The 25,324-nt window shown below is 55.1% G+C and carries 25 protein-coding genes; 10 read left to right on the top strand and 15 right to left on the bottom strand.

Annotation, left to right across the window (positions count from 1 at the left end; genetic code table 11):
- Positions 1–480, top strand: a complete 480-nt coding sequence (gene folK, locus RA157_RS06400; RefSeq protein ID WP_350335638.1) for a 2-amino-4-hydroxy-6-hydroxymethyldihydropteridine diphosphokinase — start codon at positions 1–3, stop codon at positions 478–480.
- Between the two features lie 75 nt (positions 481–555).
- Here folK and RA157_RS06395 read toward each other — a convergent pair whose 3' ends face one another.
- Positions 556–1,785: an argininosuccinate synthase gene (locus tag RA157_RS06395; protein ID WP_350335637.1), complete on the bottom strand. Its 1,230-nt coding sequence runs from the start codon at positions 1,783–1,785 to the stop codon at positions 556–558.
- Between the two features lie 170 nt (positions 1,786–1,955).
- Here RA157_RS06395 and RA157_RS06390 point away from each other — a divergent pair, with 170 nt between their 5' ends.
- Positions 1,956–2,570, top strand: a complete 615-nt coding sequence (locus RA157_RS06390; RefSeq protein WP_350335636.1) for a 2-hydroxychromene-2-carboxylate isomerase — start codon at positions 1,956–1,958, stop codon at positions 2,568–2,570.
- Between the two features lie 77 nt (positions 2,571–2,647).
- Here the strand turns inward: RA157_RS06390 and RA157_RS06385 are convergent, their stop codons facing one another.
- From RA157_RS06385 to RA157_RS06345, 9 genes are all read right to left on the bottom strand, one after another.
- Positions 2,648–3,973, bottom strand: coding sequence for a TRAP transporter large permease (locus RA157_RS06385; protein ID WP_350335635.1), 1,326 nt, complete (start codon positions 3,971–3,973; stop codon positions 2,648–2,650).
- Positions 3,970–4,617: a TRAP transporter small permease subunit gene (locus tag RA157_RS06380; protein ID WP_350335634.1), complete on the bottom strand. Its 648-nt coding sequence runs from the start codon at positions 4,615–4,617 to the stop codon at positions 3,970–3,972. The genes RA157_RS06385 and RA157_RS06380 overlap by 4 nt, the downstream gene beginning before the upstream one ends.
- 84 nt (positions 4,618–4,701) lie before the next feature.
- Positions 4,702–5,727 carry a C4-dicarboxylate TRAP transporter substrate-binding protein gene (locus RA157_RS06375; protein WP_350335633.1) on the bottom strand — a complete coding sequence of 342 codons (1,026 nt, stop codon included), beginning with the start codon at positions 5,725–5,727 and terminating at the stop codon, positions 4,702–4,704.
- A gap of 243 nt (positions 5,728–5,970) precedes the next feature.
- On the bottom strand, positions 5,971–7,326 hold the full coding sequence (locus tag RA157_RS06370) for a sigma-54-dependent transcriptional regulator (RefSeq protein ID WP_350335632.1): 1,356 nt from the start codon (positions 7,324–7,326) through the stop codon (positions 5,971–5,973).
- Positions 7,326–9,125 (bottom strand): sensor histidine kinase, encoded by a 1,800-nt coding sequence (locus tag RA157_RS06365; RefSeq protein WP_350335631.1) that lies wholly within the window; start codon positions 9,123–9,125, stop codon positions 7,326–7,328. Before RA157_RS06365 ends, RA157_RS06370 begins: the two co-directional genes overlap by 1 nt.
- A 205-nt stretch (positions 9,126–9,330) precedes the next feature.
- Positions 9,331–9,795 (bottom strand): hypothetical protein, encoded by a 465-nt coding sequence (locus RA157_RS06360; protein WP_350335630.1) that lies wholly within the window; start codon positions 9,793–9,795, stop codon positions 9,331–9,333.
- Positions 9,792–11,030, bottom strand: a complete 1,239-nt coding sequence (gene rlmN / locus RA157_RS06355; protein ID WP_434058473.1) for a dual-specificity RNA methyltransferase RlmN — start codon at positions 11,028–11,030, stop codon at positions 9,792–9,794. The genes RA157_RS06360 and rlmN overlap by 4 nt, the downstream gene beginning before the upstream one ends.
- 221 nt (positions 11,031–11,251) lie before the next feature.
- The gene (locus RA157_RS06350; protein WP_350335629.1) at positions 11,252–11,779 is read right to left on the bottom strand and encodes an invasion associated locus B family protein; all 528 of its coding nucleotides are present in this window, start codon (positions 11,777–11,779) and stop codon (positions 11,252–11,254) included.
- Between the two features lie 217 nt (positions 11,780–11,996).
- Positions 11,997–12,539 carry an RNA methyltransferase gene (locus RA157_RS06345; protein WP_350335628.1) on the bottom strand — a complete coding sequence of 181 codons (543 nt, stop codon included), beginning with the start codon at positions 12,537–12,539 and terminating at the stop codon, positions 11,997–11,999.
- Positions 12,540–12,698: 159 nt separating this feature from the next.
- On the opposite strand from RA157_RS06345, the gene RA157_RS06340 reads away from it, so the two are divergent.
- Positions 12,699–13,673, top strand: a complete 975-nt coding sequence (locus tag RA157_RS06340) for an NADPH:quinone oxidoreductase family protein (protein ID WP_350335627.1) — start codon at positions 12,699–12,701, stop codon at positions 13,671–13,673.
- Positions 13,674–13,687: 14 nt separating this feature from the next.
- Here the strand turns inward: RA157_RS06340 and RA157_RS06335 are convergent, their stop codons facing one another.
- Positions 13,688–14,086: a YkvA family protein gene (locus tag RA157_RS06335; protein ID WP_350335626.1), complete on the bottom strand. Its 399-nt coding sequence runs from the start codon at positions 14,084–14,086 to the stop codon at positions 13,688–13,690.
- Positions 14,087–14,220: 134 nt separating this feature from the next.
- Between RA157_RS06335 and RA157_RS06330 the strand changes: the two genes are divergently transcribed.
- From RA157_RS06330 to folD, 3 genes are all read left to right on the top strand, one after another.
- On the top strand, positions 14,221–15,006 hold the full coding sequence (locus RA157_RS06330; RefSeq protein ID WP_350335625.1) for an SDR family NAD(P)-dependent oxidoreductase: 786 nt from the start codon (positions 14,221–14,223) through the stop codon (positions 15,004–15,006).
- A gap of 241 nt (positions 15,007–15,247) precedes the next feature.
- Positions 15,248–15,538 (top strand): YggT family protein, encoded by a 291-nt coding sequence (locus tag RA157_RS06325; protein ID WP_350335624.1) that lies wholly within the window; start codon positions 15,248–15,250, stop codon positions 15,536–15,538.
- A gap of 155 nt (positions 15,539–15,693) precedes the next feature.
- Positions 15,694–16,602 carry a bifunctional methylenetetrahydrofolate dehydrogenase/methenyltetrahydrofolate cyclohydrolase FolD gene (gene folD, locus RA157_RS06320; RefSeq protein WP_350335623.1) on the top strand — a complete coding sequence of 303 codons (909 nt, stop codon included), beginning with the start codon at positions 15,694–15,696 and terminating at the stop codon, positions 16,600–16,602.
- Positions 16,603–16,697: 95 nt separating this feature from the next.
- On the opposite strand, the gene ppa is transcribed toward folD, so the two are convergent.
- Positions 16,698–17,222 carry an inorganic diphosphatase gene (gene ppa, locus RA157_RS06315; RefSeq protein WP_350335622.1) on the bottom strand — a complete coding sequence of 175 codons (525 nt, stop codon included), beginning with the start codon at positions 17,220–17,222 and terminating at the stop codon, positions 16,698–16,700.
- 171 nt (positions 17,223–17,393) lie between these two features.
- Here ppa and RA157_RS06310 point away from each other — a divergent pair, with 171 nt between their 5' ends.
- The gene (locus RA157_RS06310) at positions 17,394–17,975 is read left to right on the top strand and encodes a hypothetical protein (protein WP_350335621.1); all 582 of its coding nucleotides are present in this window, start codon (positions 17,394–17,396) and stop codon (positions 17,973–17,975) included.
- A gap of 232 nt (positions 17,976–18,207) precedes the next feature.
- Positions 18,208–18,420: a cold-shock protein gene (locus RA157_RS06305; protein WP_350335620.1), complete on the top strand. Its 213-nt coding sequence runs from the start codon at positions 18,208–18,210 to the stop codon at positions 18,418–18,420.
- Between the two features lie 139 nt (positions 18,421–18,559).
- On the opposite strand, the gene typA is transcribed toward RA157_RS06305, so the two are convergent.
- Entirely contained in the window at positions 18,560–20,380 is a 1,821-nt protein-coding gene (gene typA, locus RA157_RS06300; RefSeq protein ID WP_350335619.1) for a translational GTPase TypA, read from the bottom strand.
- Between the two features lie 251 nt (positions 20,381–20,631).
- Positions 20,632–21,105: a tellurite resistance TerB family protein gene (locus RA157_RS06295; protein WP_350335618.1), complete on the bottom strand. Its 474-nt coding sequence runs from the start codon at positions 21,103–21,105 to the stop codon at positions 20,632–20,634.
- A 238-nt stretch (positions 21,106–21,343) separates the two neighbouring features.
- Between RA157_RS06295 and RA157_RS06290 the strand changes: the two genes are divergently transcribed.
- Positions 21,344–22,093, top strand: coding sequence for a putative metalloprotease CJM1_0395 family protein (locus RA157_RS06290; protein ID WP_350335617.1), 750 nt, complete (start codon positions 21,344–21,346; stop codon positions 22,091–22,093).
- Between the two features lie 139 nt (positions 22,094–22,232).
- On the opposite strand, the gene RA157_RS06285 is transcribed toward RA157_RS06290, so the two are convergent.
- On the bottom strand, positions 22,233–23,594 hold the full coding sequence (locus tag RA157_RS06285; protein WP_350335616.1) for a DUF2793 domain-containing protein: 1,362 nt from the start codon (positions 23,592–23,594) through the stop codon (positions 22,233–22,235).
- Positions 23,595–23,947: 353 nt separating this feature from the next.
- On the opposite strand from RA157_RS06285, the gene RA157_RS06280 reads away from it, so the two are divergent.
- A complete protein-coding gene (locus tag RA157_RS06280) occupies positions 23,948–25,291 on the top strand; it encodes a KpsE/RkpR family capsule polysaccharide export protein (RefSeq protein ID WP_350335615.1) in 1,344 nt (447 codons plus the stop codon).
- Positions 25,292–25,324: the final 33 nt, after the last annotated feature.

The raw sequence follows: 25,324 nt of genomic DNA, 5'->3' as shown, positions 1-25,324 counted from the left end.
ATGACCACAGCAATTCTCGGCCTTGGCAGCAATATCGGAGACAAGATCGGCCATCTCAACGCGGCATTGGAACAGCTGGATGGCCTGGAAAATGTCTCGGTGGTTGCTGTATCCCGTTTCTATCAGACCGCTCCATGGGGCTATGAGGATCAGGACTGGTTCGTCAATGCCTGCGTGCTTGTGGAAACAGACCGTGATGCGGAAGACCTTCTGGACCGATGCCTTGATATAGAGAAACAGCTTGGGCGTGAACGGAGCATCCGCTGGGGGCCGAGAATCATCGATATTGATGTGCTGACCTATGGCGATGATGTGATTGAGACAGATCGTCTACAGGTCCCGCATCCACGGATTCTGGAGCGGGCTTTTGTCCTTGTACCCATGCGCGATGTGATGCCGGGGCTTGCGCTGTTTAGCGAGACGCTGGATACACATCTGTCACGCCTTGAAGACAGGGATGAGGTTATCCCGGTCAAATAAAAAGGCGACCAACAGGTCGCCTTTTGAAGTCCATCATTTGTCGTCCGGTTGTTTCCCGGCCTGGGGCGATGCGCCTTACAGGCCGAGCTTCCGCTTGCGCTGTCCCAGCGTTCTGAGACGCAATGCGTTCAGCTTGATGAAGCCTGCCGCATCGCGGTGATCATAGGCAACGGCGCCTTCTTCGAAGGTCACCAGATCTTCTGAATAGAGAGAATAGGGCGATGCGCGGCCGACCACATCCACATTGCCCTTGTAGAGCTTCAGTGTGACTGTACCGGAGACATGCTCCTGGGATTTGTCAATCAGGGCCTGAAGCATCTCGCGTTCCGGTGAATACCAGAAGCCGTAATAGACCAGTTCGGCATAGCGCGGCATCAGCTCATCCTTGAGGTGGGCGGCGCCCCGGTCAAGGGTGATGGATTCAATGCCGCGGTGGGCTGCAAGAAGAATGGTGCCGCCCGGTGTTTCGTAAATGCCGCGTGATTTCATGCCGACAAAACGGTTTTCTACCAGGTCAAGGCGGCCAATGCCGTTGGCACGTCCCAGTTCGTTCAGCTTGGTCAGCAGGCTGGCCGGGCTGAGGGCTTCGCCGTCGATGGACACAGCATCACCCTTCTCGAAACCGACTTCGATATAGGTGGCCTTGTCCGGCGCTTCCTCAGGGCTGAGGGTGCGGGAGTAGACGAAATCCGGGCTTTCGATAGCCGGATCTTCCAGAACCTTGCCTTCGGATGATGTGTGAAGCAGGTTAGCATCCACAGAGAACGGTGCCTCGCCGCGCTTGTCTTTGGCAATCGGAATCTGATTCTGTTCAGCGAACTCAAGAAGCCGGGTGCGTGAGGTCAGATCCCATTCGCGCCAGGGAGCGATAACCTTGATATCCGGGTTGAGCGCGTAGGCTGCCAGTTCGAAACGGACCTGATCATTGCCCTTGCCGGTGGCACCGTGAGAAACGGCATCTGCACCTGTCTCAGCGGCAATCTCCACAAGGCGCTTGGAAATCAGCGGCCGTGCAATGGAGGTGCCCAGCAGATAGACGCCTTCATAGAGCGCATTGGCGCGGAACATCGGATAAACGAAGTCGCGGACAAATTCCTCACGCAGGTCTTCGATGTAAATCTCGCGAATGCCCAGCATTTCCGCTTTCTTGCGGGCTGGCTCCAGTTCTTCACCCTGGCCGAGATCGGCGGTGAAGGTCACCACTTCGCACTCATATGTGGTTTGAAGCCATTTGAGGATGATCGATGTGTCCAGACCGCCTGAATAGGCAAGAACAACTTTCTTGATGTCGCCCGTGGCTGACATAACGCAAACCCCTTATTTTCCCGCCGCATCCGGCATGTGCGGCCTGTCGTCAATTCGGCGGCACTTTAGCGGGAAATAAGCCATAAGCAAGAAGTTATCACCCCGGGTGACATGCATACCACGGTACAAAGGGTTTCCTCGTGCTATGATCGATAAAAAAGGAGTCGCTCATGGCGAAGAAACAAGTCGAATTCTGGTTCGAATTCGCGTCCACCTATTCCTATATCTCCGCCATGCGCATCGAATCGGTCGCTGACGATTATGATGTGGATGTGGTCTGGAAGCCATTTCTGCTGGGCCCCATCTTCAAGGAGATGGGATGGGATACATCGCCATTTAATGTCTATCCTGCCAAAGGTGCCTATATGTGGCGCGACCTGGAACGACTGGCCGAGGAGATTGGACTGCCGGTGGTCAAGCCCGATCCATTCCCGCAGAACGGCCTGACGGCAGCCCGGCTGGCTTATGCCCTTTCAGGCCGGGAGGAAATGGCCGGTTTTGTCAAAAGCATCTTCCTGGCCGAGTTTGGAGAAGGGTGGCAGATCTCCGACAAGAAGGTTCTGCACCGTATCCTGAGGGCCTGCCGTGTTGATGCGGATGAAACCATGGCCCTTGCTGCAAGTCCCGATGTGAAGACGGGTCTCAAGAAGCAGAGCCAGGCGGCTGCAAAAGCAGGGCTCTTTGGTGCACCCACATTCGTGACCGAGGATGGTGAGCTGTTCTGGGGTAATGACCGGATGGAAATGGCTTTTGCCTGGACACCGAAGGTGAAAACAGACGAGTAACCGGTCGTTCCATCTGACAAATATGGAAAGCCCCTATAAAAGCCCCCTGTATCAGTGATGAGCAGGGGGCTTTCTGTTTATCCGAACATCGTCTGGGGCAGCCACAGAACAATAGACGGGAAGGCGATGAGAACACCAACCGTGATAACATCGGCCACGAAGAAGGGCGTTGCTCCACGGAACACATCCTGAACCGGAATATCCGGCCTGACACCGCTGACCACAAAGCAGTTGAGGCCGATGGGTGGTGTGATCAGGCAGAGTTCTGCCATCTTGACCACGATAATGCCGAACCATATCGGGTCATATCCAAGTGCGATCACAGCAGGATAAACCACGGGAAGCGTCAGCAGCAGCATGCCGATGGCGTCCATGAACATGCCAAGAATGGCGTATCCGCAGAGGATCAGCAGAAGCGTGACCAGAGGCGGTTGGTCCAGGCCAACGATGAACTGCTCGAATGCATCCGGCAATCCGGCAAACCCAAGGAACCGTACATAGAGAAGAACGCCCCAGATAATGGTGAAGATCATTACTGTCAGCTTGGCTGTCTCATGCAGGGCCTTAGACAGATCCTTCCATTTCATGCCGCGATAGAGCGCCACAAGCAGGATAACGAATGCACCCAGAGATCCGGCTTCCGTGGGTGTGGCGAGGCCGAAGTAAAGGCTTGAGAAAATGATGCCGACCACCGCCAGAATGGGGAATGTTCCCGGGACGGAGGCGAATCTCTGTGTCCATGTGAAGCCGGTAATCCTTGGGGCTGGCTGGCGCCCGAAAACCGCCATGGCCACGACCAGACCGCCATAGATGAGAGCTGATACGACACCGGGGATAAATCCTGCGATCAAAAGCTGGCCGACGGATTGCTCAACGATAATGGCGTAGATAACCAGAATGGTGGAAGGCGGGATAAGTGTGGCAAGCGTGCCGCCAGCGGCGACAACACCTGCGGCCAATGGCTTTGAATAGCCTTCCTTCAGCATTTCCGGAATGGCCACACGGGCAAAGACGGCTGCTGTTGCCACACTGGCCCCGGATACGGCTGCAAAGCCCGCTGTTGCAAAAATGGTTGAAACTGCAAGGCCGCCCGGCAACCAGCCCAGCCAGCGCTTGGCCGCTTCAAACAGCTTTTTTGTCAGCCCGGCATAATAGGCGAGAAAACCGATGAGAATGAAGGTCGGCAGCAGAGACAACGCATAGGTCACCGATTTTGAATGGGGTATCGTGCCAGCCATCTTGATGGCAGCGATGGCGCCCCGTTCAAACCCCATGCGCGTTGAGAAAATGGCCAGAAGGCCAAGAAAACCGATGAAGCCTGCTGCGAATGCCACACGGACACCCATCAGAACGAGGACCAGCAGAACACCTGTCAGCAGAAGGCCGATTTCAAACGGAGTCATGACCGTGCCTCCCCTTCCGGGTTCTCGGCGTCGTCGCCAAAGGCTTCCTCGATTTCGTGCTGGGCGTGCTCTGTCACATTCTCAATCAGAGGCACAGCAACTGGTGCCTTGCCTGGATCGTGAACAAGCCTTGCAAAACCGAAGGCCTGCAGAAGGAGTCTCAGCCACAGCAGCGAAAGTGCCACAGGAACAACCAGCTTGGACGGCCAGGTGGGGATCTGGATATCGATGGTGGAATCACCAAAATCCCAGGCTCGCTGGAAGTGAAACCAGGACCCGTAGATCAGGGCTGTCACCAGCAGCATGATAACCAGAGTTGATATCAGCTCGGAGATCCAGAGGCCTCGACCCTTGAACTGTGAGATAACCAGTTCCATCCGCACATGGCCGCCGAGACGCTGGCAATAGGCTATGCCGAGGAATGCAAACAGCGCCATGGCCTGCTCGACAATATCGATGAAACCAGGGACAGGCATGTTGAACAGGGAGCGCCCGAGAACCTGAACCACGGCCAGCAGGATTAAAACCAGAATACTGAGCCCGGCCAGGAAATTGAAACCGCTTTCAATGCGGCCTAAGGCTCCATCCCAGTGGACTATGGGTGGCCGTCCGGGATTGCCCGGCACATGTGCAGTGTCGGTCATGACAGGATGTCCTTGACTGATCGGAGAAAAAGTAAGGTGACCCGGCTTTCGGGAAAGCCGGGTCTGTTGCTGCAAGTGCCGGGTTTATTTGGCAGCCAGCGTGTCCTGAACCAGTTTCAGCAGTTCATCGCCTGGAAGACCGCGTTCTTTCATGTCGGCCAGCCATGCATCCCAGTTCGGCTTGCCAGCGGCAGTGCGGAAGGCAGTCAGCTCATTGTCATTGAAGGTGACTTCCGTGATGCCACGCTTCTCAAGCTCCGGACCCCATTTCTCAAACACTTTGCCGTAATTGGCGACATAGTGAGCGTAGGCCTCATCAATGGACTCATTCAGCGCCTTGCGGAAATTGTCCGGCAGGGCATTGTATGCATCGATATTGGCGACCACCGGGCAGTTGACGGTTCCCGGATTGAGGTTTGTGGTCCACCACTCGCCGACTTCAACGGTCTTGAAGGACAGGTGGGCGTGAGGTGCGAAGGACGCGGCCTGAACAGTGCCGGATTCAATAGCCTGATAGGTTTCTGCCGCTGTAACTGTTGTTGGAACAGCGCCGATTGTCTTCATGGCACGACCAACGCCGCCGAGGGCGCGGACACGCATGCCGCTGAAATCATCGAGAGATTTTGGCGCATCGCCACGACCGACGAAGTTATATTGCGGCATTGGTGATGACATCAGAATATGGGCATTCCAGCGGGCCAGATCCTTTTTGACAGCCGGATGTGCATAGATGGTTTTATCCAGCTTGATCTGGGTTTCGAGATCAGGCACCCCGAGGAATGGCAGTTCAAGCACGGTGATGGTGGGGTTCTTGTCTGCATGGTAGGACGCACAGAACTGCGCCATTTCGAAAGCTCCGATGGAAATTCCATCAAGGTTTTCACGAGACTTCGACAATGCTGCGCCATAATGCAGCTTAATCTCGAATTTTCCGTCGGTTTTCTGAGCGACAGATTCAGCCAGCTTCTCCACATGTTCCGTGAAAGCGCGGCGTTTGCCCCAGAGTGAGACATTCCAGCTGATATCTGCTGCCACGGCAGCGCCTTCTGCCATGAGAGCTGCGGTAAAGACGCCGAGAACGGCGGTCCGAGTAATGGTTTTTCCAAGCATGTGTTTCTCCTCCCAAATCTCAGTTCATGACCGGATATGATCATTCTTGACGATATCTGATCAAGTTACGCTGCACTTGGCAAGAGCTGTGCCAGAACCGGAGAACAATGGAATCCCGGATATTCTCTGGGGAAGGTGGTCGGTAGAAGGCCCGGATCGGCAAAAAACTGCCGCCAGCGGGGCTGGCATCGGCAAGATTCTGCCTAAAACATGTTGGATGAATCCCGCTTATCGCATCATGCTTCAGAGATAATCGCTGCGTTCTATGCCGTAGCGACTCATTTTTTCGTTCAGGGTCCGGCGGGGCAGGTCAAGATCTGCCATAACGTCCGTCATGTTGCCACTGTGCCGCTTGAGAGCCTGGCGGATCAGCTGGCTTTCATATGTTTCTACCAGCGCCTTCAGAGGACCTGTCGCAGGCTGTGACATATCGGGTTTGTTCATCACGTCGGCGACGGAGACCGGTCGTTTCTGGTTTCTCAGGGTGAACCGCTCTGCCACATTTCTGAGCTGACGCACATTGCCGGGCCAGTCACAGGACAGGATAAAGGCTGCATCCTCCGGGGAGGGCAAACATGAGTTAAGGCCCTGCAGTTCTGCAAACCGCTGACAGAATGTCTCAAACAGCAGGATGGCGTCCTGCTCACGCTCCCTCAATGGCGGTACGTGAATTTCTATTGTGTTGAGGCGATACAGCAGATCTTCCCGGAATGTCCGGTCCTCCGACGCCTGAACAAGGTCCGCATTGGTGGCTGCAATTGCCCTGAAGTCCACTGAACGGATTGAACTGGAGCCGAGGCGGCTGATTTCGCGCTCCTGTAGCACGCGCAGCAGTTTCGGCTGGAGATGCAGGGGCAGGCTCGACAGTTCATCAAGAAACAATACGCCCTTGTCTGCAGCCTCTATCCAGCCTTCCCGAGCCTGGGTAGCACCTGTATAGGCCCCTGCCGCATGGCCGAAGAGCTCAGCCTCGAACATGGTTTCCGGCACGGCAGGACAGTTGATTGCTATGAACGGACCATCTGTACGGCGGCCGAAATCATGCAGTGAGCGGGCGACCAGTTCCTTGCCTGTACCGGTCTCGCCGCTAATCAGAACGGATGCGTCGGTCTGGGCGAAGTCGAGGATTTCCTCTTTCAGGCGCTGCATAACCGGACTGTTGCCGATGAGACGGCGATCTATGTCGCTGCTGTCTGACAGGCGCGCGCGCAGGGTTCTGTTCGAGAGAACAAGCGTGCGTTTTTCCTGTGCCCGCTTCACCACATCAATCAGGCTTTGCGGCTCGAACGGCTTTTCCAGAAAGTCATAGGCTCCCAGTCGCATGGCTTCGACAGCCATGGGTACATCACCATGGCCTGTCATCAGAACAACCGGAATATCCCGGTCAATCGTCTGGGCTTGCCTCAGGAGGTCCAGCCCGTCCATACCCGGCATCCTGACATCTGACAGCAGAACGCCGGGGAAGTCCGGGTTCAGATGGCCAAGAGCGTCATGGCCGCTTTTCGTCTCGATAACATCAAAATCCGCCAGGTTGAACCATTGGGCGATTGCGGCACGCATATCGGCCTGATCATCAACAAGCAACAGGGTTTTGGTCATTACTCACCTGCCTGGCGAAAGGGCTGATCAAGCGTCGTGGCCTGAAGCAGCGGCAGTTTTATGCGAAAGGTTGCGCCTCCCTGATCGTTGTTCATGGCATCCAGAACGCCATTCAGATCTGAGAGAATGGTTGTTGAGATGGCCAGCCCGAGCCCGAGCCCTTCTCCCTGAGCTTTGGTCGTGAAAAACGGGTCGAACAGTTTGTCCTGATCGTCCGGCAGGCCTTCGCCTGTGTCGGTAAACAGCATCAGCGCCATATCATCTTCTGCTCTCAGGGTTATGGTCAGTTGCCGTTCGGGTGCATGTTTCATGGCATCTGCCGCATTCTGGATCAGGTTCAGCAGAACCTGCTCTATCCTGACCTGGTCGCCGAGCACAACAACAGACTGGTCTGGTATCCTGCGGTCTACGCATACGGCATTTGCCTTCAGCCGGACATCAGCAATGGAGAGAGCTCCTGTCAGGGCATCCTGAAGATCGACCGGTTTCAGGGCATCATCGCTCTGGCGGGCGAAGGATTTCAGTTCTTTGGTGATGAACGTCATGCGTTTCATCAGATCATCGACCTTTGTCACATTGCCCTGTGCATCATCTGGTCGTCCTGATTCCAGCATGAAACGGGCACCGGCCAGAAAGGTTCGCGCTGCTGCCAAGGGCTGGTTAAGCTCGTGGACAATTGCGGTGGCCATCTGTCCCAATGTGGCGAGTTTCCCGGCCTGGATAAGGCTTTTCTGCGTATCCTTGAGATCCTGTTCCGCACGTTTGCGTTCCTCAATCTCACCTTCGAGCCGGGTGTTGAGGCGACGCAAGGCAATCGCATCATCGCGGAGCTGGTCAGAAAGATTGCGCAGGGTTCTGGCGCGGAAGAAAAAGGCCAGAGCCAGCAGCACAGACAGGATCGTCACCTCAATGGCCACAGCATAGCCAGCTTGCGCGATAACGGGCCTGACCGGTGTGAGATAGTGAATACGCCAGTCTGATAGACCGACAGGGCCTGTGCGATGGACGTAATCAGTTCCAGCCAGACGGATCTCGCTATTTTCGAACATGGAACCGGATTGAACAGGCAGGGCGTTGAGGGCTTCGTCGCCGAACTGGCGGTTTTTACGGATTTCTGAACGGACGTTGTCACTCAACGGAGCAAGCGCGCCATAGCGCCAGTCTGGTCGTGATGACAGCAAGACAATGCCACGCGCATCGGTGACCAGAACGGTTTCGTTGTCATTGGCCCAGCTCTGTTCAAGAGGGCGGAGGTCGACCTTGGCGACAGCAACTCCTTCCGGTTTTCCCTCTGCCGGAACCTGATTGGATATAAAGACACCAGGAATCTGTGTTGTTGTTCCAATAGCATAGAAAGAGCCATGGCCGGTTTTCATGGCGTCCTTGAAGTAGGGGCGGAAGGCATAATTGTTGCCGACAAAGGACCCTGTCTCACGCCAGTTGCTGGATGCGATTGTTTCGCCATCTGTCATCATCAGATAAAGGGCAGATGCGCCGGACTTCCTGGCCAGATCATCAAGGCGGGGATTGAGCGCTACACCATCTCCACTGCGCAAGGCGCGGATTACATGGTCATCCCGGGCCAGTGCATAGGGAAGATAATCGTACTTGCTCACCACCCCGTTGAGCGCACTGCGATAGACGGCCATACGACCGGTGGCGAGTGCTTGCAGGTCTGACAGATAAACGGAGCGGAAATAGAAGAAGGAAAGAACCACAGCCACCAGGGCAAGAATGGCCACGATAACAATCGGCCATCGGCCAATGGAGGAAATGTTTCGGTCTGTTGTCTGCGGCACGGATTATCCTGACCTGATCGCATGTGTCGCTCAAATCAAGCAAGGACTGTACCAGTTTGACGGCAGCCCTGCCAACTGCCGGGTCTTTCTAGAGCGCGTCCTCTACAGCGTGCTTCTGAAAAGTTGATAGACTTTTCAGATAAAAGCTCGCTCAGAAATAAACTCTTAAAGCACCGCCGCCGATTCAGGTTATAGGTCTGGTGCTTTAATTGTCTGGGAGGTCCTCAGGTTTCGAGACAACAAAGCCTGCATTACGCCCGGCCAGCAGCCAGTAGATAAATCCACCGATCAGGCCAGCGGCGACCAGAATGCGGTCTTCACTGGCAAGTGAAACACTTCCTCCATCGGGGATTGGTGCATACGTGCCTGCAAAACCCAGAACTCCGCCGATGGCGAGATAGACAAACAGGGATCTCAGTCGCAGGATTTCACAGGCCAGAATGGCCAGAGCGGCCGGGGCAAAGACCAACCCGCCCAGAATGCTTGTGGCCAGAAAGCCCATACCGGTGGTGAACAGGACATGCAGCTCATTGTCCCTGGAAAAATCCGGGTCAAGGGCGGCAAGACTGAAGGCAACAAAAATCCCGACGCAGACGAGTGTGACCATGAAAGCGAATGGTACAATCAGAAGCCGTCCGAACAGTCGCCAGAAGCTGATTGACGCTGTCACTCGGCCGCTCCGGCTGCTTCCAGTGCCCGGCGGTCCTTGATGCGCAAGCGCTCACTTTCGGATTTAAGCTGACCGCAGGCTGCGAAAATATCGCGGCCGCGAGGGGTCCGGATAGGGGAAGCGTATCCCGCATGATTGACGATGTCGGCAAAGACCTCGATCTGTTCCCAGTCCGAGCATTCGTAAGAGCTGCCCGGCCATGGATTGAACGGGATAAGGTTGATCTTGGCCGGGATACCTTTCAGGAGGCGCACAAGCTCACGGGCATCAGTGGGGGAATCGTTGACACCTTTCAGCATCACATATTCAAAGGTGATGCGGCGGGCATTGGACAGACCCGGATAGGCCCGACAGGCATCAAGAAGGTCCTTGATCGGCCATTTCTTGTTGATTGGCACCAGTTCGTCGCGGAGGTCGTCTCGTACCGCGTGCAGCGAAATCGCCAGCATGACGCCGGTTTCTGCGCCGCAGCGCTCAATCATCGGCACGACGCCTGATGTGGACAGGGTGATCCGGCGCTTGGAAAGACTGATGCCTTCACCATCTGCCATAATCAGAAGGGCCTGTTTCACATTGTCGAAATTGTAGAGCGGCTCGCCCATGCCCATCATCACCACATTGGTGATCTTGCGGCCTTCCTGCGGCACCAGAATTCCTTTGGGGCCTGTATCGTCCATGCCCGGAAAATCGCCAAGCCTTTCACGGGCCAGCAGAACCTGAGAGACGATTTCCTCTGCCGTGAGATTGCGCACAAGTGTCTGGGTTCCGGTGTGACAGAAGGTGCAGGTGAGTGTGCAGCCGACCTGGCTGGAGACGCAAAGTGTTCCACGATCTTCTTCCGGTATGTAAACCGTTTCCACCTCAACAGGGCGGCCTGCGCCGCGGGCGGGGAAGCGGAACAGCCATTTGCGGGTGCCGTCGACGGAAATCTGCTCGCTGACAATCTCCGGACGTCCGATGGTAAAGGCGGATGCCAGTTCATCTCGCAAGCCCTTGGACATGTTGGACATTCCGGAGATATCGGAGACACCTCGCTGATAGAGCCAGTTCCAGATCTGGCCTGTCCGCATGCGGATCTGTTTGTCGGCGACACCAACAGACAGTAGGGCCTCGCGCAATTCGTCGCGGTTCATGCCGATCAGAGACGGCTTGTCGTCACCCGTTGCTTCAGACAAGGGCGGCATGACGGTTGGCGCGTTGGAATTGCCTTTGGAAAGATCAAGCGTTACGGCCATGTGGGCATCCAGACATCAGGTTCAAACAATGCGGCACCGCGAGACCTGAAGTCCTGCGGGCTTTTTCTCTACTCTAGCAGAGTGGTACTTATAAGAGAAACCGGGCGGCTCATATCACGAAAGGGTTCCTATGAACAGGATGATTCGAGCGGAAATGAGATGCACAAAGCAAAACGGACGCCAGAGGCGTCCGTTTAAAGAACCTTTCAGCGGCCTGCGAATTATCTGCAGGTGCTGACAACCTTTTTCTGTGCGGCGGTGATGCCGGACAGGGAGAAGGTGTAAATGGTCTGTGTGCCACGGCTTGACTGGCCACGGACGACCATGGTCCGGCCTCGTTTCATGGAATCCAGAAGACGCGGTTCATCTGCCGCATTCCGGATCCAGGCCCCTTCGCCGCGTGTGAACATTTCGAAGTTCACACCGTCAACATTAACGGCAACATCAGAGCCTTCCTTGAAGGAATAACCGACCTTGACGCTGGTTTCACCATTGACACCCTCTGTCGGGCGGTAGGTAACGAAGAAGTAGACATCGCCATGATTTCGGCCAACCGGTTCCAGCTTCAGCGGCTGGGACAGGAGGAAGCAGGACTTCTTGCCGTTCAGCGTGTGGGTGTAAACACCCCAATCCTTATGAGTCTCAATCAAAGACGGGGCGGATTGCGCAAGCGCAGGTACGGATCCAGCCGTTCCCGCGACGATCATCGCAAACGCCGCACTCAAAATTTTGGTCTGCAATCGCTGCATTGTTCGCTCACCCTCTCAGGCATTCTTTGGGATTTTTGTTCGGGTCTCTTACTAGAGATAGTTTATTTGCGGTTACCAAAGCGTGAAGGATTTTACGGTTTTCTCTCAGAGCTCGGTAAGATCGCTTCTGTTTGGCATGAGGGACCGGAGTCGATTCTTTAGAATCACTGCAAGTAGGGCAATTGTTTGGCAGAGGGTATTTCTGTGGGCACAAGCATCAGGAGGGCAGGCGTTTGCCTCCGCTGTAACGCGGCCCGCCAAACACCACCTTCTGCTTTTCCTCTATATCGCCCCGCGGCCAGACCGGCCGTTCAGGGAAGCCGCCGAGGCTCTTGACGCGATCATACATGATGATCGCGCCCGCTGTGGCCACATTGATGCAGAACTGGGTCGGAATCTTGACGATCAGGTCGCATCGGGCCTGCATGTCTGTTGACAGTGATCCGCGTTCCGGCCCCATCACGTAAGCGGCTCTGATCGGATGGCGGAAGCTTGGCAGTTCGATTGCCTCATCGGTCAGCTCCACTCCCACAAGCGAGCATCCCTTGGGAAACAGCATCTCGTCTGCGGATTCCCACGGATAGTAGGGAATGTGTTCCGCACTTTTGGAGGTATCAGAACGCGGAATGCGGGACAGATGCTTGCCTGAATCCACTGTGAAGAAGAAACTTGCGCCAAAAGCGTGGGCGGACCGGATCAGGTTGCCGAAATTCATCGGCTTTGAGAGCCCTTCAACACCGATTGCAAAATAGCCGCGCATTACCCTGTCCTGTGAAAAGTGCCGGGCGCTTCCTGTTGTGAAGGGCTCGACCGACGAATTGAGGAAATCAAATCGGGGATTTCATACTTGGAATGCCGGGAAAGGGCAAATACCCTCCTGTGAAATGATAACCAGTCCCGTCAGGAAAGATCAAAGCAGATGCGCGCCGTTCTCAGTCACACACCCGGACCGCCCTCCAGCCTTGTTGTTGAGGAACTGCCCGATCCATCTCCACAGGGTGATGAAGTGGTTATCCGTGTGGAAGCGGCAGCCCTGAATTTCTTTGATACGCTGATTATCCGCGACAGATATCAATACAAGCCCGAGCGGCCATTTTCTCCGGGGGCCGAATGCAGCGGTATTGTGGAGGCAGTGGGGCCGGATGTCACCCGGGTCAAGCCGGGTGACCGGGTTTGCGCCTATTGCACCTGGGGCGCCTGCCGGGAGCTGGTTGTTGTCAAAGACCGGGATTGTATAGCGGTCCCGGACGCTGTGTCTTCAGATGAGGCGGCGGGCCTGATTGTCACCTATGGAACCACGCTTCATGCCTTTAAGGACCGGGCGGGCCTTAAAGAGGGAGAAAGCGTTGCGGTTCTGGGGGCCAGCGGTGGTGTTGGTCTGGCCGCTGTTGAGATAGCCCGGATCATGGGCGCCCGGGTTATTGCCTGCGCATCATCGGCTGAAAAACTCGATATGGCCCGGCAATATGGAGCCCATGACTTTCTCAACTATTCCGAAGAACCTCTCAAGGAGGGGCTTAAGAGTCGGACGGACGGGAAGGGCGTCGATGTGGTCTATGATCCTGTCGGTGGAGGTTTTGCCGAGCAGGCGGTGCGGGCGACGGCCTGGCTCGGGCGTTTTCTGGTGATCGGCTTTGCAGCCGGAGACATTCCGAAACTGCCGCTCAATCTTGTGCTGCTGAAAGGCTGCGATGTGTGCGGCGTTTTCTGGGGGGATGCGGTAACGCGCGATCCGGACGGTCACAGGGCCAATGTGGAACAATTGCTCAACTGGTGTGCGGACGGGCAGCTTAAACCGCATATCGGCCAGATTGTTTCTCTGGAAGATGTGCCCGACGCAATCCAGACTCTGGCTGACCGGAAGGCCGTCGGGAAAATTATCGTCAGGCCTTAGGTTTCATTGCCGATTTACTGATCCGGTTGCTCGGGGTCGGTCAGCAGTCCATGGTCGACCAGCGCCTTGCGGGCTGCATCAATGTGAGCAGGCTTCATGTGAACTCGGATTGAGGCAATGACGGCCATCAGGATGGTGGCATCATCGCCAAAGCCGACCATGGCCAGAAAGTCGGGAATGGCATCCAGCGGCGTGACAAAATAGAGAAGCGCACCAAGGATCAGATAGCGGACGCGCCGGGGTGTTTCGGGGTCTATGGCGCAGTAATAGGCGGATGCCACATCCTCCAGGAAAGGAATGCGGGCAACAGCCTTCTTCATGGTTCGCCAGAATTTCGCACGCACGGTTTCCTCCGCACTTGCGGCATTCTTGTCATCGACTTCCATGGGAACGTTGCGTGTCATATGGGTCATATTGGCGCTTTTCACCGCGCTTGCAAGAGGGGGATGATGTATCCTGCCCCAGGGTCATGCCGCCAAAGTTCAACGGAAATCCGGATCGCGCCTTGATAAAGTGCGCGTGGAACTTTCCAGAGGGATGATGATTCATGCAGCTTTCCAGCGATATGTCCGCAATCGTGACCGGTGGTGCATCCGGTCTTGGCGAAGCCTCGGCGCGTAAACTGGCCGCGAGCGGTGTCAAAGTGACTCTCTTCGATATGAATGAAGAGCGTGGGCAACAGGTCGCTGAGGATATTGGTGGTCTGTTTCAGCTGGTCGATGTCACAAGTGAGGACAGCATAAAGGCGGGGCTTGCTGCAGCCAGGGTGCAGTATGGCCAGGAGCGCATTCTGGTCAATTGTGCAGGAATCGTCGTTGGCCAGAAGACAATCTCCCGAGACAGGGAGACAGGCGCTGTCAAACCCCATGATCTGTCTGTCTTTGCCCGGGTCGTCCAGGTCAATCTCTGTGGCACGTTCAATATGATTGCGCTTTCGTCAGCCGGTATGGCTGGTCTTGAACCTGTAACAGGGGATGGCGGGCGTGGTGTTATTGTCTGCACCTCATCGATTGCCGGAGTTGAGGGGCAGATGGGACAGGTGGCCTATGCCGCATCAAAGGGTGGCATTTTGGGGCTGACTTTGCCTGTGGCCCGGGATCTGGCGCGGGATGGCATCCGGATTGTGTCAATCATGCCTGGTCTGTTCCATACGCCGATGTTTGACGGTCTGCCCCAGGATGTGCGCGACTCTCTCGGCAGTGGCGTTCCGTTCCCGTCCCGTCTTGGAAACCCTGAGGAATTTGCGGAAACCGTCGAGCATATCTGTCGCAATGACATGCTGAATGGCACGTCGATCCGTCTAGATGGTGCGATCCGCCTGGAGCCCCGGTAGAGCGCAGACCTGTTGTCATGACAAGGCTGCGGCCTGCTGGCCGAGCTCTGACTGGCTGTGCTGATGATTCAGAGGCTGGTTATGGGCTGATTTTGACCCGAGGGATATGTCCTGATCCCGGTTCTGGCCGTTTACTCTAATATTGTTCTGCGCCCGTGGCTGCTTGCGAAACAGGTGTGACAGGGTTACATGGGAATACAGAAAAGCCGGAATCTGTCCGGCGAACAGCTTTGGAGCTCAGATGCGCGCACTTCTTGACGTCATTCTCATCGCATTGAACTTCTACACCTGGATCATCATTGCCCACATTATCTTCAGTTGGCTTTATGCATTCAACGTGATCAATACGGGCAACCAGTTTATCGCCACTATCGGCAATATGCTCTACCAGATGACGGAACCCGTTCTGCGTCCGATCCGGAACAGACTGCCAATGCTGGGGGGTCTTGACCTGTCTCCGCTGGTGCTGATCCTGTTCGTCTTCTTTCTCCAGCGTGTGATTGTCTATTACATTTATCCGTCTGTGTACTGACCGGACATTTGGACGAAATCACGTCGGCAAATTGGATCAATCCGTCGCATCAGGCACACCTGGGCGGCGGAACCTCCTGTATATACATTTTGCTTTGAACCGTTTGGGTCCTCCAGACGGTTTGATCTTGCTATTCCAAGGGAGTTTGAGAGCATATGGCCGCTCAACTGATTGATGGAAAGGCACGGGCCGAACGCCTTCGTGCCGGTGTGAAAGACTCTGTTGCAGGACTGAAAGAGCGTCACGGTTTCGTGCCGGGCCTCGCCGTTGTTCTGGTTGGTGAAGATCCGGCCAGTAAGGTCTATGTGGGCAGCAAGGTCAAACAGACCGAAGAATGCGGCATGCGCTCCATTGAGCACCGCCTGCCGGAAGAAACCTCCGAAGCTGATCTGATTGCGCTGGTTCAGCAGCTCAACAACGATCCGGAAGTGGATGGTATCCTCGTGCAGATGCCTCTGCCGAAGCATATCAACACCGACAATGTTGTTCTTTCTATCGACCCGATGAAAGATGTTGACGGTCTGCATCCGGTGAATGCCGGAAGCCTCGTTCTTGGCAAGCCAGGTCTTGTCGCCTGTACGCCTCAGGGCTGCGTTCTTCTCGCCAAACAGGCGCTGAGCAACAAGCTGTCTGGCCTCAATGCCGTTGTTCTTGGCCGCTCCATTCTGGTGGGCAAGCCGGTTTCCCTGCTTCTGCAGAACGAGAACTGCACCGTAACCATGGCGCATTCCCGCACTCAGAACATTGAGGAAGTTTGTCGCTCTGCTGACCTTCTCGTTGCTGCTGTTGGACGCCCGGAAATGGTGCGCGGTGATTGGATTAAGCCAGGCGCCTGTGTCATCGACGTGGGCATCAACCGTGTGCCTGCTCCTGAAAAAGGCGAAGGCAAAAGCAAGCTGGTTGGTGATGTTCACTTCGAGGAAGCTCTTGAAGTGGCTGGTTCCATCACCCCGGTTCCGGGTGGTGTTGGCCCGATGACCATTGCCTGCCTCCTGTCCAATACGGTTCAGGCTGCCTGCAATCTGCGCTCAATGCCTTTGATTGCGGCTGTCGCCGGTTACTAAGCCGGAACAGTTTCAGACAAACAAAAGGCGCTTCGGGATTGTCCGAAGCGCCTTTTTTATTGGGGCGACCGAAGAGGGCAGACCTGCCTCTGTCGTTATTTTTTTGCGGCGTCAATGGATGCCTGGATCAGTTCGCCGGCTTTCTCAGCACCCTGCCAGTCTTTCACCTTGACCCATTTGCCTGGCTCAAGATCCTTGTAACGCTCAAAGAAGTGCTTGATCTGATCGCGCAGGATCTGCGGCAGATCCTCATAGGACTGCACATCATTGTAGAATGGTGTGAGTTTTGAATGCGGTACTGCAAGGACCTTTTCGTCCTGGCCGGATTCGTCTTCCATAATCAAAACGCCAACCGGGCGGGCGCGGATGACAACGCCTGGTGCCAGCGGGTCCTGTCCGACAACGAGGACGTCGATCGGATCGCCATCATCAGCCAGAGTGTTCGGCACAAATCCGTAATCTGCCGGATAGGCCATTGGGGTGAACAGAAAACGGTCAACAAAAACAGCGCCCGAATCCTTGTCCACCTCGTATTTGATCGAAGACCCTTTTGGGATCTCAATTACTACATTGATATCTTCTGGCGGGTTCTTGCCAGGTGCAATTGCGTCGAGGTTCATCAGATGACTCCATCAAGAGGGGGGTCTTTCGGCAGGTTCTATGGGGCCTTGAGCGGAATCGCAAGGCCCAAAACACGGGCCATTGGTATTATCCATTGCGGGTGTCGTGTTGCTCTGCCTCGTCTCCCGGGCATCGGGATGCTACACTACCGGCAGATGGAGGCTGGAAAGATGTGTAAAATCTGGATGAGTTTCTGTGTTCTGATGGTCTGGCCGGGTCTCGCCCTGGCTCAGGCAATTGACAGCACATATTCCCAGGTGAAGCTCGAAGCCTGTTCTATCATTGATAAGAATGAGGAAGAGGCCTGGGCAAAATGGCGTTGTCGGGGCCTGCAGGGTGTCCCCGTCTATGTGGCAGAGGGTGACTTGCGTTTTTTTGTTTCCTTTGGTCAGCAGGCTGAACGTGAAAAGGCTGCAAGCCAGACATTTGCTTTCTTCAACACCATCAATGAGACGCTTGAATGGCGGCGGGTCAAGGTGCTGGGCAAGTTCCGGCCCTTTGCGGTCATTCATCGCTGGTTCGTTGATGATCCGGACGCGCCGGGTCGACAGGTCAATGTGCTTGTTGTGACCAGGCTCGGACGATGGAAAACCTGTCATGTTGCCTATATTGATGCGTCTGCAAATCCGGATGCCAATGTACTGGCACGGCAGGCTGCAGACAGCATGGCGCGGGATTTCAATTGTCGTAACAGCCCGGAAACAAAGGGCCGCGTGGGCTCTGTGCTGCGGCAGGCGCTTGCGCTCCGGTGAGCTGTTCCATTTATATTGATTGAGGATACGGTCTAAATTCCTTGCCGCTCCATCGGATTCAGACTATATCCGTTGGCAGCGTCTTTGACATTTGTTTTGAGCGCAACTCGGAAGCGGCTGAGACGCCATCTGCCTGAAAGGCTGGACGACTTTTCCCGACGATCTGAGATGACCCGGATATCACATTAGTGACATCCAACCTACTTACTCTCGTGCGGAAAAGGAGTTTCCCATGCGCATGAACGGAACAGTTAAATTTTTTAATCAGACAAAAGGCTTCGGCTTTATCGCACCGGAAGGCGGCAACAAGGACGTTTTCGTTCACATCACCGCTCTTGAGCGCTCTGGTGTTGGCCCGGTTGACGAAGGTGACAAGCTGGCTTTTGACGTGGAAGATGATCCGCGTGGCCGTGGCAAGCAGGCTGCAAACCTCGAGCGGATCTAATCTCCGTTCGCTTGCCTGACGAGCACAGTGAAAAAGAAAACCCCGCCTTCGAAAGAGGGCGGGGTTTTCTCGTTATGAAGCACGTTGCACCAAAACAAAATCCGTCCCGGCGCAACGCTCTTTATTTTATACGCAGTTTTTACGCTGCAGCATTCTTGGCGCGTTCGGCCCGCTTGCGATCATGCGGGTCCAGAAGTGCTTTTCTGAGACGGATGGTTTCAGGGGTAACCTCAACCAGCTCATCATCTGTGATGTAGGACAGGGCAGCTTCAAGAGACAGACGGATCGGGGTTGTTAGCTTGACTGCATCATCCTTGCCCGCAGAGCGGACGTTTGACAGCTGCTTGCCCTTCAGCACGTTGACTTCCAGATCATTGCCGCGGGTATGCTCACCAACGATCATGCCGCGATAGACCTTGACGCCCGGGTCAATCATCATCGGGCCGCGATCTTCCAGGTTGAACAGGGCGTAGGCAACAGCCTCGCCATCACCATTGGAGATCAGAACACCGGTGTGACGGCTTGGGATCTCACCCTTGTACGGAGCATATCCGTGGAACAGGCGGTTGAAGATCGCGGTTCCGCGGGTGTCGGACAGCAGTTCAGACTGATAGCCGATCAGACCGCGTGTTGGTGCATGGAACATCAGACGCGTACGGCCACCGCCGGACGGGCGCATTTCCAGAAGATCGGCTTTTCGCTCCGACAGTTTCTGAACAACAGCACCGGAATGCTCATCATCCACATCGATGATGACTTCCTCAATCGGCTCAAGGCGATTGCCGTTTTCGTCCTGCTGATAAACCACACGCGGACGGCCGACGCAGAGCTCGAAGCCTTCACGGCGCATGTTTTCAATCAGGACGGCAAGCTGCAATTCGCCACGACCGGATACGATGAAGGCTTCAGCTTCTGTCGAATCCTCGATCTTCAGCGCCACATTGCCTTCTGCTTCCGCATAGAGACGGTCGCGGATCACACGGCTCTGCACCTTGCTGCCTTCAGTGCCAGCCAGAGGACCGTCATTGACGCGGAACGTCATGGAAAGGGTCGGTGGATCAATCGGCTGGGCTTCGATCGGTGTGGCGACATCCGGTGAACAAAGTGTATCAGCCACCGTGGCTGTCTGCATGCCGGCAATGGCAACAATATCTCCGGCTTCACCTGACTCAATCGGCTGGCGATCCAGACCACGGAAGGCAAGGACCTTGGAAATGCGACCCTGTTCGACGGTTTTGCCGTCCCGGCTCAGTGCCTTGATCGGCATGTTGGCAACGGCCTTGCCGGAGACGACGCGACCGGTGAGGATCCTGCCGAGGAACGGATTGGATTCAATGGTGGTTGCCAGCATGCGGAAATTGCCGTCTTCGGCTTCCGGCTCGGCCACATGATCCAGAACCATGTCGAGAAGCGGACCCATGGAATCCTGCGGACCTGCTGGTTCCTGTGCCATCCAACCCTGTTTGGCGGACCCGTACAGAACCGGGAAATCAAGCTGGTTTTCGTCTGCATCAAGTGCGGCAAAGAGATCGAAAACCTCATCCAGCACCTCATCGGCGCGCTGTTCCGGCTTGTCGATCTTGTTGATCGCGACAATCGGCTTGAGGCCGATCTTCAGTGCTTTTGACAGCACAAATTTGGTCTGCGGCATCGGGCCTTCGGCGGCGTCTACAAGAATAATCGCGCCGTCGACCATGTGCAGGATACGCTCAACCTCACCGCCGAAATCGGCGTGACCCGGTGTGTCGACGATGTTGATCCGGGTGTCTTTCCAGACAAGGGAGGTGACTTTGGCCAGGATGGTGATGCCACGCTCGCGCTCGAGGTCATTTGAGTCCATGGCCCGCTCTTCCACGCGCTGATTGTCGCGAAAGGCACCGGACTGTTTGAGAAGAACGTCGATCAGGGTCGTCTTGCCGTGGTCAACGTGCGCGATGATCGCAATATTGCGCAGTTTCATGGGGTCTCGAACTTTCCAGAGAAGGGAATGCAACGCTTCGTGCTGCTGCAGAACCCGGTATCACGTGATGCCTCTACAGGGAGGCTGTCAAAAGCGCGTCACCGTGCCAGAACTTTGTGACAGAATGAAAACGCAAACGCCCGACCGGCGGCAGACCGCTGATCGGGTACGCGGAGGCGTTTACGGGAAATTTCGCAGTTTGGCAAGCCCTGTCGACTGCGAGACAGGCTGACACCGGTCAGATAATGGCCTTATTCGGGGTCTTCGGCGATTTCAGAGCGGCTTTCTGCCTGCCATCTCAGCCGCATCCGATCGCGGCCGGAGACACCCAGAAGCTCAGCGACACGCCAGACCAGATTATCCTCGAATTCATGGACTATGCCATCCGCATAGACCAGATCCCACAGCATCCCGATGACTTTCTCACGGCCTTCTTCATCGAGATTCCGTTTCAGGACCGTGGTGAAGCCATAGAGATCCACGGCTTCCAGTTCCTTGTCACGGGCTTCGGTGATCAGTTCGTCTGTTTCTGCGGGACCAAGGCCGAACCGTTCCATCAGCAGGGTCTTGATCTTTTCCCTTTCTGATCCCGACACCACACCATCTACGGAGCTCGCATGAACCAGCAATGCGGCAGCGGCGAGCCGATGGTCATCATCCGCGAATGCAGAGTCATGGGGCTGACCGGACAACCGGTCGATGAACTGTTTCAATGCGTCAAACATCTAATATGCACGTCCAGACTGATTTATTGACCTTAGGGTCAAAACTCATTGCTCACGTCCATTCTGCGATAGTCATGAGTCTTGACCCTAAGATAGGGTCGTAAGCCATGTATTTCTAACTGATACTCTAGCAGGTTCTCAAAAACATTCACCGTTTCAGGTGTTTTTTTGATGCATTCACCAAGGTGTGAACGTCCGGTTAAAGATTTGCATACTTTCCACTGCTCATAGTGATTGTATGATCGATCGTCTTGGTGCTGCCGTTCCTGTGTTTCAGCGCGCCGACCCGCCTGATGTGTTGCGGGGCGGGCGAACGGGCGAGCGTGAGAACAACAATCTCGATACATCGTCCGCTGCAGTCAGACCTCAGGGGAATGCGACGGCCAGCCTGACAGCCAATGCATTGCGATCACCATCCCAATCTGCTGCCAACGGGTCGGCTACGGATTCTCCGAAAAAATCCAAAAACGAGTCTGGACCTAATGATCTGTCTGAGGAAGAGGAGCAGCAGGTTCGGAAACTCAAGGATCGGGATGCTGAAGTCCGTGCTCATGAACAGGCCCATGCGACTGTCGGCGGTGAGTTTGCCGGACCTCCGACCTATACAGAAGTGACGGGCCCCGACGGCAAGCGATATGCGATTGGTGGTGAGGTTTCCATTGATGCGGCTCCGGTTGCCGGGGATCCGGAAGAGACTATCCGCAAACTGGATGTGGTCATTCGTGCGGCACTTGCGCCGGCAGAACCATCTTCTCAGGATTTGGCTGTTGCCAGACAGGCCCAGCAGGGTCTGGCACAGGCGCGGGCTGAGCTGCAGGAGAGACGGATCAATGGTGGAGATGAAGATTCGTCAGAGCCATCGCAGACAGCCTTGCCTGGACCGTTGTCCTTGCAGGAAGAGACCGAAGAGCGTGATCGTTTTGCCGCGTCCCAGATCCAACAGGCTATTCAGGCCTATCAGACTGCAACAGCAGCAACCGGGTTCTAGGGTCATTTTACCGCCGGCTTTGTTGGAGATCCTTGAAAACCAGAAGGTTTCCTGCGGACCTCCGTCGCGCCGGACGAAAAAGGACTATCGCAGAATGGGCGTGAGCAACGAGTCTTGACCCTGAGTCAAAACCCATCGTTTACAGGTCGACCAGAACCCCCAGAATTGCAACAAAGGCCATGGTGATAACAGGCGCATTGGATGGCGCGGTTTCTCGTATGAAAATCAGGTTTGATTCTGATACCGGTGATTTTTCGCTGCACGGAATATAGAGAATCCCCTGGCCAGCCACGCCCTGATTGTTTGATGTGGCGTTGTTGAAAGACCCTCCTGCGCCCGTTGGCGTGAGGCCGATATCGATTGTTTGCAGAGGGGTAAGCTGATTTGTGTCACCAATCAGCAGGTATTTTGCTAGGACGCCCGACTGACGAAAGGATTGTCCGAATTTGCTGATCAGCATAGGACTGACATCGAGTGCCATGACACGGGTCGAGATCTCCGAGAGCGGTTCGCCTACCTGAATTGTGTCGCCAGAAGACCAGCTGGCAATTGATGCTGATGAATGCACGTCAAGTGATGTGGTTGTCGGGCTGCCGGTCACCCATGTGCTTTCCATGGGTGTCCTGCTTGTATTCCATATGCGGATCATGGCGGAGCTGGCAGAGAACGCGTTTATGACGAGTTCAGCATCCGCTGTTGTCAGGGTGATGCGGTTTCCTGATATGGACGCGATCTGCATCAGCCTCGGGTTCTGTTTGTGAGGCGCATGAACGCGATAGATTGTGGATGCACCGTCAATGCCGACAAATCCTTGCGGGCGGGTACCACTGGCCGGATGAAGAAGGCCCGCGGGAAAGGTCATCTGACCTGTATCTGCGTCTGCAATCAGCGCATCGTTCCAGCTGCTGCCGTCTGAAGTGACCTTGACCCGCCAGTTATCGTCACCTGTCAGCCCGAACTCGGCTCTGGCGGAGAAGCCGGTCTGAAAGATGAGGCTGGCTGTCTGACTGTCCGTCGCCTTGTTGAGATTGAGACGCACATCTCCGCTTCCAGGGGTAACATCATCATGGCTCATGAGAATGGCGTCTGATTTGACCGCAAGACGATTTGTATCATCAGCGCTGGTATTGATACCGAATTGTTCAGGTGAGGTGTTCTGCGTTGTGATCAGATGCCATTGCGTGCCGTCATGACGCAGGAGTTCCCCGGATCCCAGATCATAGGCCCGCAAACCGTCAAATGGTCGGGCAAAGTACCATGCATCCGTCAGATAGGCTGCAATCTGCCCGGCGCGGTTTGCCCACGATCCGTCAGGGCTGGTGCCGAGGCTGTAGCATTCCCCGTCAGCAGGGGCCTGCGGTGGTGTGTTCTGATCCCGGGCAACCAGCTGCAGATTGGCAAAGACATCAAGCTGGCGCAGGGCCTCGTTGTGAGTGACGTGTTTCTGAGCCTGAGAAGGCATGATATAAGGAAGGCTGTGGCGGGCGGTCTTGTCGGACATGAAAGTCTCCTCACGGGTTGTGAGATGACTATAAATCGGCAGGAAAGGACGGGGATAAGTCAGACTTTCTCCCCGCGACAAACCGTGTAGAACCTGCTGTTGAAATGGGCGGTGCCGGGGCAGACGGTCAACATGCTTAACACGATGTAAACCTGACGCAGATAGGATCATCTTCAGGAAACATCAAAAAGCCCAAATCGGTTTTTACGTGGCCTCGGCCTTTCGGGCGCTATCAATTAATGGCTTGCCGTAGAAGCGAGTCATGCACTACAACGAAGCTCTGGCCAGTAATAAAAGACAGACCGCATCAGGTTTTGACGTGTCATTTTACTGGCGGATATGGAGTATCACTCTTGTCAGAAGTACCGAATAAGCGACCAGCTGCTCCCCGGAAGAAGGCCAAGCGGAGAGTGGAACCGGCGTCTGCGACGGTTACTGCCTTACAGACCAAGAAAAACCCTGATGCTCTGCCTAGGCTTAAGTCCGAAACCAGACCTCAGATCGATCGTCAGGTTGCGCTTCTGAAACTTGGCAGTATTGGCGGCGTAAAGCCGGGCCAGTTACGTCGGTTCGGTATGGGAGTATCAGCGCTCCTGTTCGTCGTTTTGCCGATTATATTGTCTGTTTTGTATTTTGGCCTGATTGCCAGTGATCGGTATAATGCAACAGCTCATTTCACTGTGCGCAGTCAGTCCAGTGTTCCTTCTACGGATCTTTTGACAAGCATCACAGGTGTTGCTGATTCCGGCTCCACTACGACGGACTCCTATATCATCCTTGATTATCTTGAGAGCCGGGAGCTTGTTGAGGCCCTGCAGGAAAGCCTTGATATCAGGGCTTTGTTCAGTCGACCTGAGGCTGATTTTCTGACGCGTCTTGATCCTGAAGTGCCGATTGAAGACCTGATAGATTACTGGCTTGGTCGCATTGATACGTCCTTTGATGCGGCGACCAATATCATCACCTTCGAAGTGGATGCTTTTCGGGCAGAGGATGCCAAGCGCATTGCTGATGAAGTTGTCCTGAAGACAGGCCAGCTGGTTAACCGACTGTCGGAGCAGGCGCGGCAAGATACGGTGAAATATGCTCGGGAAGAGGTTACGCGTGCTGAACTTCGGGTCAGAGCCTTGCGGCAGAGCACCCTGAAGTTTCGCGAAGACAATAACGAGATTGACCCTACCAAGAATGCTGAAGGCCAGTTGACCATCATCAGTGGTCTGGAAGCTCAGCTTGCGACGATTCGGATTCAGATCGCGGCATTGCGCAACGAGGTTTCGGATGATTCACCAACGATCAAGAATCTTCGGCGTGAAGAGCTTGCGCTTGAGAACCAGCTTGCCCGGCAGAAAGAGCAACTGAGCCTGCCGCGCAGTGTACAGACGAACCAGACAGAGACTACTGGTGATGAGAAGCGTTTTCAGGCCCTGACATCTCTCCTGTCGAATTATGAAGAGCTGCTGCTGGATCGTGAATTTGCCGAGAAGATGTATGCTGCGACTTTGGCGTCGCTTGAGCGTGCGCGTGCGGATGCGGATCGCAATCAACGGTATCTGGCGGTCTTCGTTAATCCATCTGTTGCGGAACTGGCTGCTTATCCAAGACGTCTGCTGTCGGTGGCCATTATTTCTATCCTTTCCATTGTGTTCTGGGGCGTTGGTGTTGTGATCTTCTATTCGATCAGGGATCATCTCGCCTGACCGAAGGTCCTGTGAGAAGGAAATTCAGATTTT

Source organism: Coralliovum pocilloporae, from assembly GCF_030845175.1.
GTDB classification, from domain to species: Bacteria; Pseudomonadota; Alphaproteobacteria; order Rhizobiales; family Cohaesibacteraceae; genus Coralliovum; species Coralliovum pocilloporae.
The sequence above is the reverse complement of the archived record's forward strand: the minus strand, read 5'-3'. Positions and strand labels throughout refer to the sequence as shown.